Annotated in this window: 13 protein-coding genes; 4 read left to right on the top strand and 9 right to left on the bottom strand. The window is 73.7% G+C overall.

Features of this window, described 5'->3' with window-relative positions; translation table 11 throughout:
- Positions 1–15: 15 nt before the first annotated feature.
- The gene (locus tag ABT001_RS11900) at positions 16–1092 is read right to left on the bottom strand and encodes a M24 family metallopeptidase (protein WP_351276014.1); all 1077 of its coding nucleotides are present in this window, start codon (positions 1090–1092) and stop codon (positions 16–18) included.
- Positions 1093–1239: 147 nt separating this feature from the next.
- Positions 1240–1866: a nucleoside/nucleotide kinase family protein gene (locus ABT001_RS11895; protein WP_351275648.1), complete on the bottom strand. Its 627-nt coding sequence runs from the start codon at positions 1864–1866 to the stop codon at positions 1240–1242.
- Between the two features lie 86 nt (positions 1867–1952).
- Between ABT001_RS11895 and ABT001_RS11890 the strand changes: the two genes are divergently transcribed.
- On the top strand, positions 1953–2339 hold the full coding sequence (locus ABT001_RS11890) for a VOC family protein (protein WP_351275646.1): 387 nt from the start codon (positions 1953–1955) through the stop codon (positions 2337–2339).
- 16 nt (positions 2340–2355) lie between these two features.
- Here ABT001_RS11890 and ABT001_RS11885 read toward each other — a convergent pair whose 3' ends face one another.
- From ABT001_RS11885 to ABT001_RS11855, 7 genes are all read right to left on the bottom strand, one after another.
- Positions 2356–3261, bottom strand: coding sequence for a LysR family transcriptional regulator (locus ABT001_RS11885; RefSeq protein ID WP_351275644.1), 906 nt, complete (start codon positions 3259–3261; stop codon positions 2356–2358).
- Positions 3262–3310: 49 nt separating this feature from the next.
- A complete protein-coding gene (locus ABT001_RS11880; RefSeq protein ID WP_351275642.1) occupies positions 3311–4543 on the bottom strand; it encodes a glycine C-acetyltransferase in 1233 nt (410 codons plus the stop codon).
- A 56-nt stretch (positions 4544–4599) separates the two neighbouring features.
- The gene (tdh, locus tag ABT001_RS11875) at positions 4600–5628 is read right to left on the bottom strand and encodes an L-threonine 3-dehydrogenase (RefSeq protein WP_351275640.1); all 1029 of its coding nucleotides are present in this window, start codon (positions 5626–5628) and stop codon (positions 4600–4602) included.
- A gap of 218 nt (positions 5629–5846) precedes the next feature.
- A complete protein-coding gene (locus ABT001_RS11870; protein ID WP_351275638.1) occupies positions 5847–7952 on the bottom strand; it encodes a bifunctional serine/threonine-protein kinase/ABC transporter substrate-binding protein in 2106 nt (701 codons plus the stop codon).
- Between the two features lies 1 nt (position 7953).
- Positions 7954–10074 carry a bifunctional serine/threonine-protein kinase/ABC transporter substrate-binding protein gene (locus tag ABT001_RS11865; RefSeq protein ID WP_351275636.1) on the bottom strand — a complete coding sequence of 707 codons (2121 nt, stop codon included), beginning with the start codon at positions 10072–10074 and terminating at the stop codon, positions 7954–7956.
- Positions 10075–10083: 9 nt separating this feature from the next.
- Complete coding sequence (locus ABT001_RS11860) at positions 10084–10833, bottom strand: hypothetical protein (RefSeq protein WP_351276012.1); 750 nt, start codon at positions 10831–10833, stop codon at positions 10084–10086.
- 187 nt (positions 10834–11020) lie between these two features.
- A complete protein-coding gene (locus tag ABT001_RS11855; RefSeq protein ID WP_502967456.1) occupies positions 11021–11491 on the bottom strand; it encodes a MarR family winged helix-turn-helix transcriptional regulator in 471 nt (156 codons plus the stop codon).
- A gap of 111 nt (positions 11492–11602) precedes the next feature.
- Between ABT001_RS11855 and ABT001_RS11850 the strand changes: the two genes are divergently transcribed.
- The 3 genes from ABT001_RS11850 (at position 11603) to ABT001_RS11840 (ending at position 16479) form a co-directional block, all read left to right on the top strand.
- Positions 11603–12076, top strand: coding sequence for a MarR family winged helix-turn-helix transcriptional regulator (locus tag ABT001_RS11850; protein ID WP_351275634.1), 474 nt, complete (start codon positions 11603–11605; stop codon positions 12074–12076).
- Positions 12077–12187: 111 nt separating this feature from the next.
- Complete coding sequence (locus tag ABT001_RS11845) at positions 12188–13780, top strand: MFS transporter (RefSeq protein ID WP_351275632.1); 1593 nt, start codon at positions 12188–12190, stop codon at positions 13778–13780.
- A gap of 284 nt (positions 13781–14064) precedes the next feature.
- Positions 14065–16479: a GTPase-associated protein 1-related protein gene (locus tag ABT001_RS11840; RefSeq protein WP_351275630.1), complete on the top strand. Its 2415-nt coding sequence runs from the start codon at positions 14065–14067 to the stop codon at positions 16477–16479.
- Positions 16480–16519: the final 40 nt, after the last annotated feature.

Here is a 16519-nt window from a genome sequence, read left to right as displayed (position 1 = left end):
TCGTGCCCGCCCGCCCTACTCGACGATCGCCAGTTCGCGCGCGGTGGTGTTCAGCCGCCTGCCCCCGTCCTCCGTGACCGTGACGATGTCCTCGATGCGGACGCCGAAGCGGCCCGGGAGATAGATGCCCGGCTCCACGGAGAAGCACATCCCGGGGACCAGCGGCTGCTCCTCGCCCTCGATCATGTAGGGCGGTTCATGGGTGGTGACGCCGATGCCGTGGCCGGTGCGGTGGATGAAGCGTTCGCCGTAGCCGAATTCGGTGATGACCGCGCGGGCCGCCCGGTCGATCTCCTGGCAGGCCACCCCGGGCCGCACGGCCCGGCAGCCCGCTTCCTGGGCCTCCCGTACGACGTCGTGGACCCGCTGTTCCTCGGCGGTGGGTTCGCCGACGTGGACCGTGCGGGAGGTGTCGGAGCCGTAGCCGTGCTTCAGCCCGCCGAAGTCCAGGACGACCATGTCGCCCCGCTCGATGGTGCGGTCACCCGCCTCGTGGTGCGGGTTGGCGCCGTTCGGTCCGGAGCCGACGACGGTGAAGTCGACCTGGGAGTGCCCGTGTCCGGTGAGGAGCGCGGCCAGGTCGGCGGCCACGTCGCTCTCCCGCCGGCCGGCGAAGCGGACCTTCAGGATCTCCTCGTACGTCGCGTCGGCGGCCGCCCCCGCGGCGGCGAGCCGTTCCAGCTCGGCCGCGTCCTTGACGGCGCGCAGCATCGGCAGGGCGTCGGTGAGCGAGGCGTAGGAGGTGTCGGGGAGGAGCTTGTGCAGGGCCAGCAGGTGCAGGGCCCAGGCGTTGTCGCTGATCCCGAACCGGCCCTTGGCGTCGAGGAGTCCGGCGGTCAGGGTGTAGGGGTTCGCGGCGTCGGTCCAGTCCCGCAGGGTGAGCGCGGGGGAACCCGCCGCGCGTTCGGCGTCCGCCGCCTCCAGGGCCGGGACGACGAGGACGGGATCATGGCCCGCGCGCAGGACGAGCAGCGTCAGGCGTTCGGTGTCCGCGGTGGGCCGGTAGCCGGTGAGGTGGACCATGTCGGGACCGGGCGCCACGAGGACACCGGCCAGGCCGGCTACGTCGGCGGACTCGGCGGCCCGGGTCATCCTGGCCCGGTAGTCGTCGGCGGTGAAGGGCACGGGCTGGTCGGTGCTGGACACGAAGGACCTCCTGGGCGGGCGACGCGGCACACAGCATCCTGCCCGTCCGCCCCGGTGGATGCGAGCGGGACAGGGGGTGTTCACCTGGCGGGTTCAGCCGCGCCGTACGACGAGGTCGGCACGGTCACGGTGCCGCTCGACCAGCCGTGCGTTCCGCTCGTCGGACCCGGCGACCCAGCGCTCGGCGTCTCCGCGGGTCTTCCCGAAGCGGACGTGCCGCTCCACGAGCCCGCTGACCCGGGCCGCCGGATCGGCGTCCAGGAACCACACCTCGTCCAGCAGCCCGCGCACCGGCGCCCAGGGCCCCTCGTCCAGCAGCAGGTAGTTGCCCTCGGTCACCACGAGCGGGATGTCCGGCGGAACGCGTACGGATCCGGCCACAGGCTCCTCCAGCGCCCGGTCGAAGGCGGGCGCGTACACCGGGCCGGTCTCCCCGGGGTCACGCAGCCTGCGGAGCAGGGCCGCGTACCCGGCGGCGTCGAAGGTGTCGGGGGCGCCCTTGCGGCCGGCCCGGCCGAGGCGTTCGAGCTCCGCCCCGGCGAGGTGGAAGCCGTCCATGGGGACGAGGACGGCCCGTCCCTCCAGTGCCTCGACGAGCCGTGCGGCCAGCGTGGACTTCCCGGCGCCGGGCGCTCCCGCGATACCGAGGACGCGCCGGCCGCCGGTCCCGGTGAGGCGGCGGGCGCGGTCGGCCAGTGCGGCGAGGTCGCTCGTCTCCATGGCGGGCATTGTGCCCGGACGGGCCCGGCAGACGTTAGTGTTACGTATAACGCACGGTTCACCCACTCCGGACGAGGATCGGTCCCATGTCCCATATCGCCCTGGTCACGCTGGTCGTCCGCGACTACGACGAGGCCCTCTCCTTCTACACCGACGCCCTCGGGTTCGAGCTGGTCGAGGACACGGACCGGGGTGACGGCTCCCGCTGGGTCGTCGTGCGGCCGCGCGGCACCACGGGCACGGGCCTGCTGCTGGCGCGCGCCAGGGACGACGCCCAGCGCGCGGCGGTGGGGGCGCAGACGGGCGGCCGGGTCGGCTTCTTCCTGCACACGGAGGACTTCGCGGGCGATCACGAGCGGATGCTGGCCGCCGGGGTCCGCTTCCTGGAGGAGCCGAGGCACGAGACGTACGGCTCCGTCGCGGTCTTCGAGGACCTCTACGGCAACCGGTGGGACCTGCTGCAGCCCGCGTGACCGCCGGCCCGGGGCGTCACGCGGGGCCGGCCGCCGCCAACAGCGCTTCCAGCACCGGCTTGATCAGCGGGTGCCCCTCGGCGCCCCGCCGTACGGCGGCGAAGACCCGCCGGGTCGGGGCGACGCCCTCCACGGGCCGTACGACGACCCGGCCGAGCTCCGTGCCGCGCAGCGCCGAGCGGGGCACCAGCGCCACCCCGGCGCCCGCCCCGGCCAGGGCGACCACGGCGTGGAAGTCGTCCGACGAGTGCTCCAGCAGGGGCTCGAAGCCGGCGTGCTCGCAGGCCAGGACCACCACGTCGTGGCAGGGGTTGCCCGGGTACGGGCCGATCCACGGGTCCTTCGCGAGATCGGCGACGGCCACCTGGTCCTGGTCCGCGAGCCGGTGGCCGACCGGCAGCACCGCGTCGAAGGGTTCCGAGTACAGCGGCACCCGCGTCAGGCGCCGGTCGTCGTCACCGGGCGCGCCCCGGTACTCGACGGCGACCGCCACATCGACCTGACGGTCCAGCACCATCGGCACGCTCGCGTCACCCTCGGCGTCCTGCACACGGACCCGGATGCCCGGTGCGGTGCGGGTGAGCTCGGCGATCGCGGGGGCGAGGACGAGCCCGATGCCCGTGGCGAACGCGGCGACGGTGACCGTCCCCGCGATGCCCGCCCCGTAGTCGGCGAGCTCCGCCTCCGCCCGCTCCAGCTGCGCGAGGACCGCGTTGGCATGGGTCAGCAGGATCTCCCCCGCGGCGGTCATCCGGGCACCCCGCGCCCCGCGCTCGACCAGCCGGTGGCCGGTCTCCTGCTCCAGGGCGGCGAGTTGCTGGGAGACCGCCGAGGGGGTCAGATACAGCGCGGCGGCGGCTGCGGTCACCGTGCGGTGGTCGGCCACCGCACGGAGGATACGCAGCCGCCGTGCATCGATCATGCGCTCATTGTCCCAGGTCGCGGCGGGTTCCCACGCCCCCGGCGCGGCCCTACGCCTCCAGCGCGGCCCGTGCGCCGATGAAAGCGTCCACAGCGCGGTTGACGTCGTCGGTGGAGTGCGCGGCGGAGAGCTGGACGCGGATGCGCGCGGCGCCCTGCGGGACGACGGGGTACGAGAACCCGATCACGTACACACCGCGTTCGAGGAGGAGCTCCGCCATCCGGCCCGCCTTCGCCGCGTCCCCGATCATGACGGGGGCGATGGCGTGGTCGCCGGGCAGGATGTCGAAGCCCTCCTCGGTCATCCGGGAACGGAAGAGCGCGGTGTTGGCGTGGAGCCGCTCCCGCAGGTCTCCGGCGGACTCCAGCAGGTCGATGACCTTGAGGGAGGCGGCGGCGATGACCGGGGCGAGCGAGTTGGAGAAGAGGTACGGACGTGAGCGCTGGCGCAGCAGCGCGACGATCTCGGCGCGCGCGGCGACGTAGCCGCCGGACGCGCCGCCCAGGGCCTTTCCCAGCGTGCCGGTGATGATGTCGACCCGGTCCATGACACCGTGCAGCTCGGGGGTACCCCGGCCGCCGGGGCCGACGAAGCCGACGGCGTGCGAGTCGTCGACCATGACCATGGCGTCGTACCGGTCGGCGAGGTCGCAGATCTCGGCCAGCGGGGCGACGTAGCCGTCCATCGAGAAGACGCCGTCGGTGACGACGAGGCGGCGGCGCGCGCCGGAGGCCTCCTTGAGCTGCTGCTCCAGGTCGGCCATGTCGCGGTTGGCGTAGCGGTACCGCTTGGCCTTGGAGAGGCGGATGCCGTCGATGATGGAGGCATGGTTGAGGGCGTCGGAGATCACCGCGTCCTCGGGGCCGAGGAGGGTCTCGAAGACTCCGCCGTTGGCGTCGAAGCAGGAGGAGTAGAGGATCGTGTCCTCCTGGCCGAGGAAGGAGGAGAGCCGCTGCTCCAGCTCCTTGTGGACCTCCTGGGTGCCGCAGATGAAGCGGACGGACGCGAGCCCGTAGCCCCAGCGGTCCAGCGCCTCGTGGGCGGCGGTGACGACCTCGGGGTGGTCGGCGAGGCCCAGGTAGTTGTTGGCGCAGAAGTTGAGCACCTCGCCCGCGCGGCCTTCCCCAAGCTCTCGGCTTCGCTCGAGCAGGGGAGACCCCATCGAGGTGACGGCGACGGTGGCGGACTGCGGGGTGCCGATGACCCGCTCGGGCTTCTGGAGGCCGGCGTCACGGATCTCGTCGAGTGTGGTGCGCAGGTCGTCGCGTACGGAATCGAACATGTCGGGTCTCTCCCAGGGGGTACGGGTGCGTGCGAGGAGCTTCGGACCGGCCGGTCTCAGGCGGCCCAGTCGAGCAGGACCTTGCCGCCGAGACCGCTCGCGGCGTCGTCGAAGGCGGCTTCGAAGTCGCGGTAGTCGTACCGGCCGGTGATGACCGGGGCGAGGTCGAGCCCGCCCTCCAGGAGTACGGACATGGCGTACCAGGTCTCGTACATCTCACGGCCGTAGATGCCCTTGACGGTGAGCATCGAGGTGACGATCCGGGACCAGTCGACGGGGAATTCGGCGGACGGCAGCCCCAGCATCGCGATCCGGCCGCCGTGGGTCATGTTCGCGATCATGTCCCGCATGGCCTCGGGGCGTCCGGACATCTCCAGGCCGATGTCGAAGCCCTCGCGCAGTCCGAGCAGGCGCTGGCCGTCGGCGATGGTCGCTTCGCCGACGTTCAGGGCGAGGTTCACCCCGACCTTCCTGGCCAGTTCGAGCCGGGCCTCGCTGACGTCGGTGATGACGACGTTGCGGGCGCCGGCGTGGCGGGCGACGGCGGCTGCCATGATGCCGATCGGGCCCGCGCCGGTGATCAGCACGTCCTCGCCGACCAGGGGGAACGACAGCGCGGTGTGCACGGCGTTGCCGAACGGGTCGAAGATCGCGGCGATGTCGAGGTCGACCTTGTCACGGTGCACCCAGACGTTCGACGCAGGCAGCGCGAGGTACTCGGCGAACGCCCCGTCCCGGCCGACCCCGAGCCCCAGGGTGGAGCGGCACAGGTGCCGGCGTCCGGCCAGGCAGTTGCGGCACTTCCCGCAGACCAGGTGGCCCTCGCCGCTGACCAGGTCGCCGATCTTGATGTCGACGACGTCCGCGCCGATCCCGGCGACCTCACCGACGAACTCGTGGCCCAGGACGAGCGGGGTCCGCACGGCCTGCCGCGCCCAGCCGTCGTAGTCGCGGATGTGCAGGTCGGTACCGCAGATCCCGGTGCGCAGCACCTTGATCAGTACGTCCCCGGGGCCCGTCTCCGGCTCCGGCACGTCCATCAACCACAGTCCCGGCTCGGCCTTGTGCTTCACGAGTGCCTTCACGGCTGCGGCTCCCTGTTACCTGGTACGTGCGGATGTCCCGGGCCCGGGCATGCCGAGGTCGGCCTGCGGCCCGGGGTGCGTGGGGGTGACGGCGGGCGGAGCGGGACGAACGGGTCATTCGCCGCGCGCTGCCGTCACAGAGACCTTGCCGCACGCCGGACCCCAGGTCCATCGAGGATTTCTTAAGCGCCGCCGCAGCTCCGCTTCACACCTGCGCCTCAGACCTTCTCGTAGGGCCCCAGCCAGCGGGCCCTGCCGCCCTCGATCCGGTACAGGAACATCCCCGTCCCGCTCCGCACCTGGCGGGTGCCGTGGAACGAGACGCGCCGGCTGATGCCCTGGTGGTCCAGCAGGAACAGCCGCTGGGTCACCCCGCCCCGCTCCGCGTCCGTCGCGCTCGTCGTTCCGACGGCCCGGGCGATCAGACCGACCGCGTCGTACGCCTCGGCGGACCAGCGGCCGGGCGGGGCGTCGAACCGGGCACGGTGGGCGGCCGTGAACGCCTTGGCGGCGGGGGCTGCGGTGGGGTCGGTCCATGCCTCCGAGAAGACCCACCCTTCCGCTGCTCCCCCGGCGTCCCGCAGGAACGCCGGGGCCAGGACGGGCCCGGTGGACAGCCGCGCCCCGGTGAATCCGGCGTCGGCCAGCGCCCTGGCACAGCGGGCGCCCCGGGTGGGTGACCCGCCCGCGTAGACGACGGCGTCCGCCCCGGCGGAGACGGCCGACCGGGCGGCCGGGCCGAAGCCGTCGCCCGCCTCGACGGTGTGCACGGTGAGTGCGGCCCCGGTCGGGGCGGCGTCACGGAAGGTGTTGGTGATCGGCCAACTGCTCGCCGGATCGGCCCCGTCCTCGATGACATGGATCAGCTCGGCGGGTCTGGTGTGGACCAGGTAGTGGATCAGACCGGCGGGCAGCACGCCGTCGGACGGCCGGATCACGCACAGGGACGCGGAGGTGGCGACGCCCGCGGAGGAGCGGCCCGCGACGACGACCGCGGCGAGACGGCTCTCCCCGTAGCGGACGACGACCTCCTCGGGCGTCCTGTCCGTGGTCGGGCCGATGACGGCCAGCACCTCCGGCCTCCCGGACAGCCGGCCGGCGACCCTGAGCGCGCCGTCGGCGGTTCCCGTGTCGTCCTCGGTGCGCAGGGCCAGCCGAAAGGCCGCGCCGGTACGGGCGTTGTGGGCGGCGACGGCGAGTTGCGCGCCCCGCTGATGGGCCAGTCCGGTGGCTCTGCCGGGTCCGCTCATGTCGGCGTGCAGACCGATGGTGTAGGTGGGACGGGGGCCGGACGGTCCGCCTCCGGAGCCGTCCTCACGCCGGTCCGTCAGCCACGCGGCGGTGCCGCCACCGGTCAGGAGGACCGCCCCGGCCGCCCCGGCGACGAGCACACGGCGGCGGGTGGGCCGACCGGCGGGTGCCGGGCCGAGCACGGTGGGCGGGGGTTCGGGGTCGGGCAGGGTGAGCGCCGCGGACGAGCGTTCGGCGATCAGTGCGGACAGTCCGGGCACCGACCACCGGTCCCCCGGGGCCGCCAGCCGCTGCGCGGCCTGCCGGGCGGTGGGGCGGGTGGCCGGGTCCTTCGCCAGGCAGGCGGTGACCGTGTCCAGCAGTTCGGCCGGCAGGCCGTGGAGGTCCGGGTCCTCGTGAACGGTCCGGAAGAGGACGCCGGCCGGCGCCCCCTGGCCGAAGGGACGGTGCCCGGTCGCCGCGTACACGAGGACGCAGCCGAGCGAGAAGACGTCCCCGGGCGGCCTCGACTCCCCCGCCGACGCCTGCTCGGGCGCCAGGTAGCCGGGGGTGCCGATGACCGCGCCGGTCGCGGTGAGGGCGGTGGCGCCGTCGTGGCGTGCGATGCCGAAGTCGATGAGGCGGGGCCCGTCGAGCGCCAGGAGCACGTTGCCGGGCTTGACGTCGCGGTGGACGAGCCCGGCGTCGTGCACCGCCGCGAGGGCCCCGGCGAGCCGGGCGCCGAGTGCCCGCACGGTGCCGGCCGGCAACGGCCCCCGCTCGCCGACCGCTTCGGCGAGCGAGGGGCCCGGCACGAACGCCGTCGCCAGCCAGGGTTCGCGGGCCTCGGTGTCCGCGCCGGTCACGGGGGCCACCCACGGTCCGGTGACCCGCCGGGCCGCCTGGGCCTCGCGGCGGAAGCGGGCGCGGAAACGCGGGTCGGCGGCGTGTTCGGCGCGGATCACCTTCACCGCGGCCAGGGCGCCGCCGGGCGAACGCGCCAGGTACACGACGCCCATGCCGCCCGCCCCGAGCCGTACCAGCGTGCGGTGCTCGCCGATGGTCCGTGGATCCTCGGAAGTGAGCGGCCGCACCTCAGGTGCCGGCCTTCGGAGCCGGGCCGACGAAGCGGTAGCGGCCGTTCTCGACCCGGTACAGACAGGCGTCGTCGCCGACCAGGATCTGCTTCTCGTCGAAGGCGTACGTCCGGGAGATCCCCTTGTACGTCGACCCGGCGATCCGTGCCACGAGCGCGGCACGCGCGGGGCGCTTCGGGAAGGCGGTGAGGGCGGCGATGACGAGCCCGGCCGCGTCGTGGCCCTCGGCCGCCCAGTGCGCGGGCGCGGATCCGAAGCGCCTGCGGTGCGCGGCGGTGAACTCCTCGGCGGCGGGGGCGGAGGCGTCGGTGAACGGGGCGGTGAACTCCCACCCCGTGGCGGCGTCGCCCGCGGCCTCGATGAACTCCGGGCCCATGACCGTGTGCATGGCCATCCGGGGCCCCGTGAACGGGGTGGCCGCGAGTGCCCGTGCGGCACGCGCGGCTCCGGCCGCGTCGCCTGCGTAGTAGAGGGCGTCGCACTTCCGCGCGAGCATGTCCGCGATGACCGGGCCCAGGTCCCGTGCGCCGGCCGGTACGACCCTGGGAATGGTCGTCCCGGTGGTGAGGGACGGGGTCATCAGGTTGGTCGCGTAGCCGCTCATGTAGGCGGCCTGGCCCCCGGCGCGGTCGAGCAGCACGCCGAGGCGTTCCACGTCGGGCCGGAGCACGAGCCTGGTGATGATCGGCTGGGTCAGGACGGCGTAGGACGGGGCCGCCTGGAAGAAGGACTTCCTGGACCGGGGGGCGTAGGCGAACGCCAGGGACGACACGGTGATCAGGGGCAGCATCGCCTCGTCGTAGGCGCTCAGGACCGCGTTGGCCTCCGCGTCGCCGGTCGGGCCGATGACGGCGAGCACGTCACGGTCGCGGGTGAACTCCTCGGCCACCCGCGCCGCCCGCCGGGGGTCTCCTCCGTCGTCGAGCGCCTTGACCTGAAGCGTGAAGGGCCGGTCCGCACGGGAGTTGAGGCGCTCCACCGCGACGCGCACCCCGCGTTCCTGGGCCCGTCCCGCCGCCTTCCGCGGCCCGGAGAGATCGGCCTGCACCCCGATGGTCCAGGCCCGTTCGCCGGACTTCCCCGCGGTGCCGCCGGCCGGGTCGTCGCGCAGCACCCGCCACGCGGCGGAGGCACCGCCGCCCGCGACGACCGCGCCACCGGCCGCCAGCGCGAGGAACCGGCGCCGGCCCCGCGGAGCGGCCTCTTCGGTGATCGTGGGTTCGATGCCGGGCAGGGCGAGCATCGCGGCGGAACGGTCCGCGATCAGCTGTACGACGTCCTCGGGCAGCCAGTCGATCGAGCCGCGCGGGACGTCCTCGACGATGCCCTCGTCGAGCTGTCGGGCCGTCGGCCGGTCCGCGGGGTCCTTGGCCAGGCAGCGGGCGACCAGGGCCCGCAGCTCGGTGTCGTGGATCCCGGCGAGGTCGGGTTCGTCGTGCACGGTGCGGTACAGCAGGGCGTCCACGGCCCCGCTCCCGAAGGGCGGCCGGCCGGTCGCGGCGTAGGCCAGGAGGCAGCCGAGGGAGAACACGTCGCTCGCGGGGCCCGGTGGCGTGCCGTCCCCGGACGCCTGCTCGGGCGGCAGGAAGCCCGGGGTGCCGACGACGAGGCCGGTGGCGGTGAGCGCGGTGGCGTCGCCGGCCCGCGCGATGCCGAAGTCGATGAGCCGGGGCCCGTCGACGGTGAGCAGGACGTTGCCGGGCTTGACGTCCCGGTGGACGAGTCCGGCCGTGTGCACGGCGGTCAGGGCCCGGGACATCAGCCGCCCGAGCACCCGCACGCTGCGGGCGGGCAGCGGGCCGCAACGTGCGACCGCCTCGGCGAGCGAGGGGCCCGGGACGAACGCGGTGGCCAGCCAGGGGCGTTCGCCCTCGGTCTCGGCCCCGACGACCGCGACGGCCCAGGGACTGCGCACCGTGCGGGCGGCCTCGACCTCGCGGCGGAAGCGGGTACGGAACTCCTCGTCCCCGGCGTACTCCGGGAGGATCACCTTGATGGCGGCGGTCGCCCCCGCGTCCGTCCGGCCGAGGTAGACCACCCCCATGCCGCCGGCGCCGAGGCGTCCGAGGAGCCGGTGCGCTCCGATGCGTGCCGGGTCGGTGGGCCTGAGTTCGTCCATCGGGTGTCCTCAGCTCTGCTTCTCGACCGCGGACTCGATCCGCACCAGCATGGTGGCCACCGCCTGGACCAGAAGGTCGGAGATCTCGCCCTCGGTACGCCCCTCGGCCCCCTTGCCCGTGACGGCCACGGTGAACTGCAGGGTCTGCGCCTGCTGCCAGGCGTACGCGTGCGGCCCGCCGAGTGCGGTGCTGGTGTACTCCCCGGACTCGCTCAGTGCGTCCTCCGACGTGGTCTGCCCGCTCTCCCCGCCCAGCAGCGCGGACGAGACCAACGCGCCGATCCGCTCGCCCTCCCGCAACTGCTGGGTGGGACAGCGCATCGTCTCCTCGACCGACTCGGCCATCTCCCACCGCGCGTCCTCACGGGTGCGGTGGACGGTGACGACGGCGGAGAGCCGCACGGGGCCCTTCCCCCGCACGGCGGGGACCTCGAAGGAGCGGGTGAGGGTCGCGAGGACACTGCTCGCGGGCTTCTCCTGGTGCCAGGCGCAGTCGGCGCCGAGCACCGGCCAGGTGGCCGGATCGCTCTCGTACGGGCTGCGTCTCACCACCCCGGGACCGAAGCTCCCGGGATCGGCGATGACCCGGCCGATGAGGGCGAGCGCGGCCTTCCGGTCCTTGGGGAGCCGGGCGGGGTCGGCGTCGAGGACCGGGGCGGTGGACGCGGTGTCCGCGCTCGGGCCTGCCGCCGCCGAGGCGTCCGGGTTCCTGGCGGACGGTGCACCGCCGCCCCCGCCCGAACACGCCGCCAGGAGCATCAGCGGGGCGAGCAGCGGTAAGCCGTACCTGTGCGACGGCCGCAGGTGTCTCACGAGTCTGTTCCCCCCAGTCTCCGGACGCTGCTCGATGATAGGAGCAGCGGGCCCTCCCGCACGGGTATACGGCGGACTGTTGCACCCGTGCGACAAGCGGGACACGCGTGTGACGGAACGGGTGCCCGCACGTTCAGGGCCGGGGCCAGGGCCGTCCGTCGAGGGCTTCGATGTCGGTGTTGAAGCGCCTGAGGCAGGCGGCGAAGACGGCGACCTCCTCGGGCGACCACGCGGCCATGACCCTCTCCAGTCCGTTGATGTTGTCCGTGCGTTCCGCGTCGAGGCTGCGTTCACCCGCATCGGTGATGCGGAACTTGCGCGCGATGCCCCCGTCAGGATCGGGGATCCGCTCGACGAGACCGGCGCGCAGCATGGCGGCGGTCTGCCGGTTCAGAGTGGAGGCGTCGAGGCCGAAGGCCTCGCTGAGGCGGCCGATGGACATCGGCCCCTCCATGCGGATACGGCTCAGCAGGGTGTACGCGCTGCGATCGAGGTGCCCGCCGCCCCTCCGGGGCACGTTCAGGTGGAGGTGCCGCCCGAGCAGCATCGCCTCGAACTCGATCTGGTGCGTCGGCTTGTCCACGGTCCTTCTCTCGACCGCCATCGCGGCATCTCGGGGCTCTTGACGGCAGATATACCACCCGGCCGCACTGTCGAGCTCACACCATCTTTAGGTATGTTGACATAGCTATTACGTGGTACCTATGGTGGTGTCATGCCCGACCCCACCGCCCCCGACCAGGACATCGACCGCGTGGCCTCCGCGCTCGTGGCGGTCCTGCCTGCCCTGCAGCGGGGTCTGGAGCGGAAGGTCGCGAAGGAGTTCCCGCACCCCCGGCTCCCCGACGGCCAGTTGGCCCTGCTGTTCCTCGTCGAGGAACACGAGGGGATCACTGTCCGGGAGACGGCCGAAGCACTGCTGATGAAGCCGAACAACGTCAGCGCCCTCGTCTCCCAGCTCACCGACCGTGGGCTGCTGGAGCGCAGGCAGGACGCGGCCGACAAGCGGATCGCCCATCTGTACCCGACGGCCACCGCCCGGGAGCGGCTCGCCGCCGCGCGCGCCCTCAAGGAAGCCCACCTGACAGGCTCCCTGCACCACCTCACCGAGGGAGAGCTCGACGCCCTCGGTGCCGCCGTGGGGGCACTGACCTCGTTGAACCGGCACCTGCACTCCCCCATCGGCTGACTCCGCCGCCGAGCACGGCGACGGCCCGATGCCGCCATGTGCCCACGCCCGCGCCGCCGCCGTCGTGGCCGGGGCACGTCTTCACCCACGTTTCACAGACAAGGCTTCCGCATGTCCTCCACCACCGTGGACACCCCCTCCTTGCCCGAGAGCAGTCCACCCGACGCGCGCAGGAGCAGGCGTACCAACCCCTGGCTGACGCTGATCGCCGTGGCGATCGGCCTGTTCATGGTCAACCTCGACGGTTCGGTCGTCGCGATCGCCAACCCGGAGATCGGCCGGGACCTCGACGCGTCCACCGCCGACCTGCAGTGGGTCACCAACGCCTATCTGATCGCGATGGCCGCCCTGCTGATCCTCGGCGGCAAGCTCGGTGACCGCTTCGGGCGGCACACGGTCTACATGGTCGGCACCGTCGGCTTCACCCTGGCCTCCGTCGCGATCGCCCTCTCCGGTTCCATCGAAGGTGTCATCGCCTTCCGTGCTGTCCAGGGTCTCTTCGGCGCACTCCTGATACCCAACACCCTCGGCCTCCTGCGCGCGGTCTTTCCACCCCAGAAGTTCGGCATGGCCGTGGGTCTGTGGGCCATGGTGGCGTCCTGCTCCACCGCCCTCGGCCCGATCGTCGGCGGTCTGCTCATCGAGCACGTCAACTGGGAGTCGGTCTTCTACATCAACGCCCCCATCGGCGTGTTCGCCCTGCTCTTCAGCCTGTTCGTCCTCCCGAAGAGCAAGGACTCCACGGGGAACCACCGTTTCGACGTACCCGGCGTGCTCCTGCTCTCCGTCGGCCTGGTCGCCCTGATCTTCGGTGTGGTCAAGGGGGAGACCTGGGGCTGGACCTCCGGCGGAACGCTGGGGTCGATCGCCGCGGGCCTGGCCGTGCTGGCCGTCTTCTGCTGGTACGAGACGCGTCAGGAACACCCGCTGCTGCCGATGCGCCTCTTCCGTAACCGCTCGCTGACCATCGGCGCGATCGTCACCGCCATCAACTTCTTCGTGATGCTCGGTGTCATCTTCTTCGTGATGCTGTACCTGCAGAACGTGCGTGGCTTCACCCCGGTCGAGGCCGGTGTCCGTACCCTGCCGTTCAGTCTCGCCACCGTGGTGGCGGCGCCGCTCGGCGCGGCCCTGACCCAGCGGTTCGGCCCGCGGGTCACCATGCCGTTCGGCATGGTCCTCCAGGCGGCCGCTTCCCTGTGGATGCTGACCTGGGACGCCGATTCCGCGTTCTCCGCGATGTGGCCGCCGTTCCTCGCCATCGGTCTGGGCGTGGGCATGGTGATGTCGGCGTCCTCCGACGCCATCGTCGGCAACGCGCCGAGGAAGGACGGCGGCGTCGCGGGCGGGCTCCAGGCCACCTCGCTGCAGATCGGCGGTGCGCTCGGCACGTCCGTGCTGGTCTCCCTGATCAGCGGCAAGGTGGGCTCCACTCTCACCGGTGAGCTGACCGCCGCCGGTGTCCCGGCGAACGCGGCGGCCGGCTTCGAGGAGGCCAAGGACGCGGTGGCCATGGGTGTCTCACCCGTGTCGTCCGACATGCCGGCGCAGCTGAGGGCGGCGGTGATCGAAGGCAGCGGAAACGCGTTCATGAACGGTGTGCACTCCGCCGTGGTCGTCACCGCGGTCCTGTGCGCCGTCGGCGCGCTGCTGGCCGGCTTCGGCATGCGCGGCCGCCCACGGCCGGAGGCCGTGAAGAGCTGAGGACCCTCCTGACCGGGACGGCCGGGTGCGGAAGGCGGGGTGCCCGCGCCTCCGCCACCCGGCCGTCCCGCGTTCAGGACAGCGGTCCTGCCGCCGGCGCGGGGCTTCGAGGGCCGCGTGCGGTCCAACGGGGCGTCAGGGCTTGATAGCGTCGCCCGCACGACTGCGGAAAGCTCCCCGCCGGGGTCGTCGCTCCGCCGGGCCGGGCCGCACCGACAGGGCGGCGAGCGGCGGCCGGTGCGTGGGTCGGGGACGCACGTGGCAGGGACGATGAGGGCCTACGCATGAGCCTCCCGCAGTTGCACTACACCTCCGTGGGGTCCGGGGACGGGGGCCCCGTCGGCCGGTTCACCGCCGTGGACCCCGCGATACCCGGGCCGGTGCGCGCGGAGGCGGCGCCGCTCCTGGCGTACGACGCCCCCGCGGACACCCCCGAGCGGCTCACGGATGCCCGGCTCCGGGCGCTGCCGACGGCGTTCGGTCACGTCACGCTCTCCGACGGCAGCCATCTGCTGAGCCGTACGGTGGCCACCGGCGCGGGCGGATTCCACGCGCACGCCGTGCACCTCCTGCCCGGTTCACCGATACCCGGCGGGGTGTTCCCGATCGCCGCGTGGGGGGCATCCGGCTGGCTCTCCACGACACCTGACCGCATGCTGCCCGATCCCCTGACCTCGATGTCCGGCACGCACGACCCCTCGCGAGGGCTGACGCGGGAGGGCCTCGGCGACTTCGCGGTGTCCCGCGGCCCGTGGCTCGCCGCCGTGCTCAGCGATCTGCGCCGGGTGAGCGAGGACCCGTCCGCGCCGGCCGTCGTGCTCGTCGAGCGGCAGAGCGCGGACGTGGCACGCTGGGTCGCGCTGGCCACCGCCGTGCTGCCCCGGGAGCATGCCGAGCGGCTCACCTTCACGACGTACACCCGGCACCCCGGGCGCACCTCGCACCAGGTCGTCGGGGTGCTTCCCGAGGACGCCCCCGATGTCCGCGATCCCCGCTTCCGCGTGCACACCGCCTCCGGTCCGCGCCCCACCGGGACCGTGGACGACGTCTGGGCGGGGACCGCGGCCCGGATCTGGCGCAGCAGGTCGCCGGAGCTCTTCCCGGTGGCGGCGGAACTGCCGGGCGAGCCCTTCGCGGCCGGCCCGCTCGCCGTCACGGCGCTCGGCGCCGGCATCGCGCTCGGGTCCGGCGAACGTGCCGCGGCGGCCGACTGGGCGGCCGTGCGGCCCTACGCGCTGGACGAGAAGGGCATCAGGCAGCTGACCGACGCGCTGACCGCGCCCGCCGACGACCGTACGGCCGCGGAGTGTGCCGCCGCGCTCCGGCTGCTGACGGCGCTCGACGGCCGCTGCCCCGCCGCCGTCACCGCGCCGCTCGCCGCCCTGCTGGTGACGGAGGGGGTCCGGGGCGGCGACGTGACCCTGGAACCGCCCGCGCGGTCGGCGTTCGAGGAGCCCGCCGGGGAGCGCGCCCTGGCCGCCCTGGTCGAGGAGTTGGGCGACGAGCTGCTGTCCGAGCTCGGCGCCGAGGCACCCCGGGGTGTCGCGCGGACCGTGCAACTGCTGCGGATCACGCGGCTGCTCGGCGTCGACTGCGCGGACCTGCTTCCCGGCGTCGTGGTACGCCTGGCCCGCGCACTGCTCGACGACCCGGAGGCGGGCGCGTGCCGCGCGCTGTCCGAGCTGCTGGACGAGCAGTTCGACGTGCGTACGGCGCTCCTGGGCGAGCTGGACCGGCTCGCCCCGGACCACCCCGCCGGCACCGAACAGCTGCTGCTCCGGGTCGCCCTGCCGTTCACCGGTACGCAGACCCTGCCGCACCTGCGGATGTGCGCCGAGGCGCCCGCTGCGAAGGCGCGGGGCGCGGACCGGGTGGAGACCCTCCACACGGTGCTGCGCGCGGCGGGCATGTCACCGTTCACCGAGCCCCTGGTGCTGCGGACCGCTGTCGGCCTGGTGTGGGGCGCGGACACCCCGACGGCGGGCGAGGCCCGGTCCCTGCTGGGCGAGACCACGTCCGACGCCCACCGCACGGCCGGCACCTGGTCGCGCCTCGTCGACGCCGCGCTCGCCGCCCCCGCCGGGGACGAGGACGCTCCCGAACTCGCCCACGACCTGCTGCGCGGCTTCCCTCAGGAACTCGGCGCCCGGGTCCGTGCGTGCCTGATGCTGCTGGACTTCGCGCGTGACCTGCGTGCGGGCACGGCGGAAGCCGGGTGGGCGGACCGCGCCCGGACCCTGCGCAGCCGCGCCGAACCGGCTGAACCCCCGGCGCTGGAACACGCCTTCGGCGCCCTGGCCGAACGGCTGCTCGCGCCCGGCAGGCCCGGGGACGAGCTGTACGCGTTCGTGCAGAGCGGGGACGCGGACCTGATCGCGGCGTACGGCAGGGCGGCACGCCGCGAGGCGGTCCTGGCCCTGCTGCGGGCGGATCCCGCGTACGTGGCGGACTGCTTCACCGTGTGGAACGCCCATCCGCACGCGGGCAGCGACTGGACCCGGACCCGGACAGCCCTGTTGGAGGAGGTGCTGCGCCCCGCCGTGCGCGCCCTGTCGCCCGAGGAACTGGCCGCGGCGGAGCGGGCCGTGGAGCGGGGGGACAGCAGCCGCACCCTCGACGCGTTCCGCGCCTGGAACCGGCCGACGCGCTCGATCGGGCGCCTCGGCAAGCGGATCGTGGGGCGGGTGCGACGGGGGTGAGCGCGGCGCGGCGGTCCCCGCCTCGTGGCGGGGACCGCCG

The sequence above is a fragment of the Streptomyces sp. NPDC002793 genome (genome assembly GCF_040295485.1).
GTDB lineage: Bacteria > Actinomycetota > Actinomycetes > Streptomycetales > Streptomycetaceae > Streptomyces.
This window is presented reverse-complemented; position numbering and strand designations above follow the sequence as displayed.

Excerpts from the sequence above, each read along its gene's own strand:
- ABT001_RS11855 (WP_502967456.1), bottom strand. The coding sequence starts at position 11,491 with ATGGCGGTCGAGAGAAGGACCGTGGACAAGCCGACGCACCAGATCGAG.
- ABT001_RS11900 (WP_351276014.1), bottom strand. The coding sequence starts at position 1,092 with ATGACCCGGGCCGCCGAGTCCGCCGACGTAGCCGGCCTGGCCGGTGTC.
- ABT001_RS11890 (WP_351275646.1), top strand. The coding sequence starts at position 1,953 with ATGTCCCATATCGCCCTGGTCACGCTGGTCGTCCGCGACTACGACGAG.
- ABT001_RS11895 (WP_351275648.1), bottom strand. The coding sequence starts at position 1,866 with ATGGAGACGAGCGACCTCGCCGCACTGGCCGACCGCGCCCGCCGCCTC.
- ABT001_RS11865 (WP_351275636.1), bottom strand. The coding sequence starts at position 10,074 with ATGGACGAACTCAGGCCCACCGACCCGGCACGCATCGGAGCGCACCGG.
- ABT001_RS11840 (WP_351275630.1), top strand. The coding sequence starts at position 14,065 with ATGAGCCTCCCGCAGTTGCACTACACCTCCGTGGGGTCCGGGGACGGG.
- ABT001_RS11850 (WP_351275634.1), top strand. The coding sequence starts at position 11,603 with ATGCCCGACCCCACCGCCCCCGACCAGGACATCGACCGCGTGGCCTCC.
- ABT001_RS11880 (WP_351275642.1), bottom strand. The coding sequence starts at position 4,543 with ATGTTCGATTCCGTACGCGACGACCTGCGCACCACACTCGACGAGATC.
- ABT001_RS11885 (WP_351275644.1), bottom strand. The coding sequence starts at position 3,261 with ATGATCGATGCACGGCGGCTGCGTATCCTCCGTGCGGTGGCCGACCAC.
- ABT001_RS11860 (WP_351276012.1), bottom strand. The coding sequence starts at position 10,833 with ATGCTCCTGGCGGCGTGTTCGGGCGGGGGCGGCGGTGCACCGTCCGCC.
- ABT001_RS11845 (WP_351275632.1), top strand. The coding sequence starts at position 12,188 with ATGTCCTCCACCACCGTGGACACCCCCTCCTTGCCCGAGAGCAGTCCA.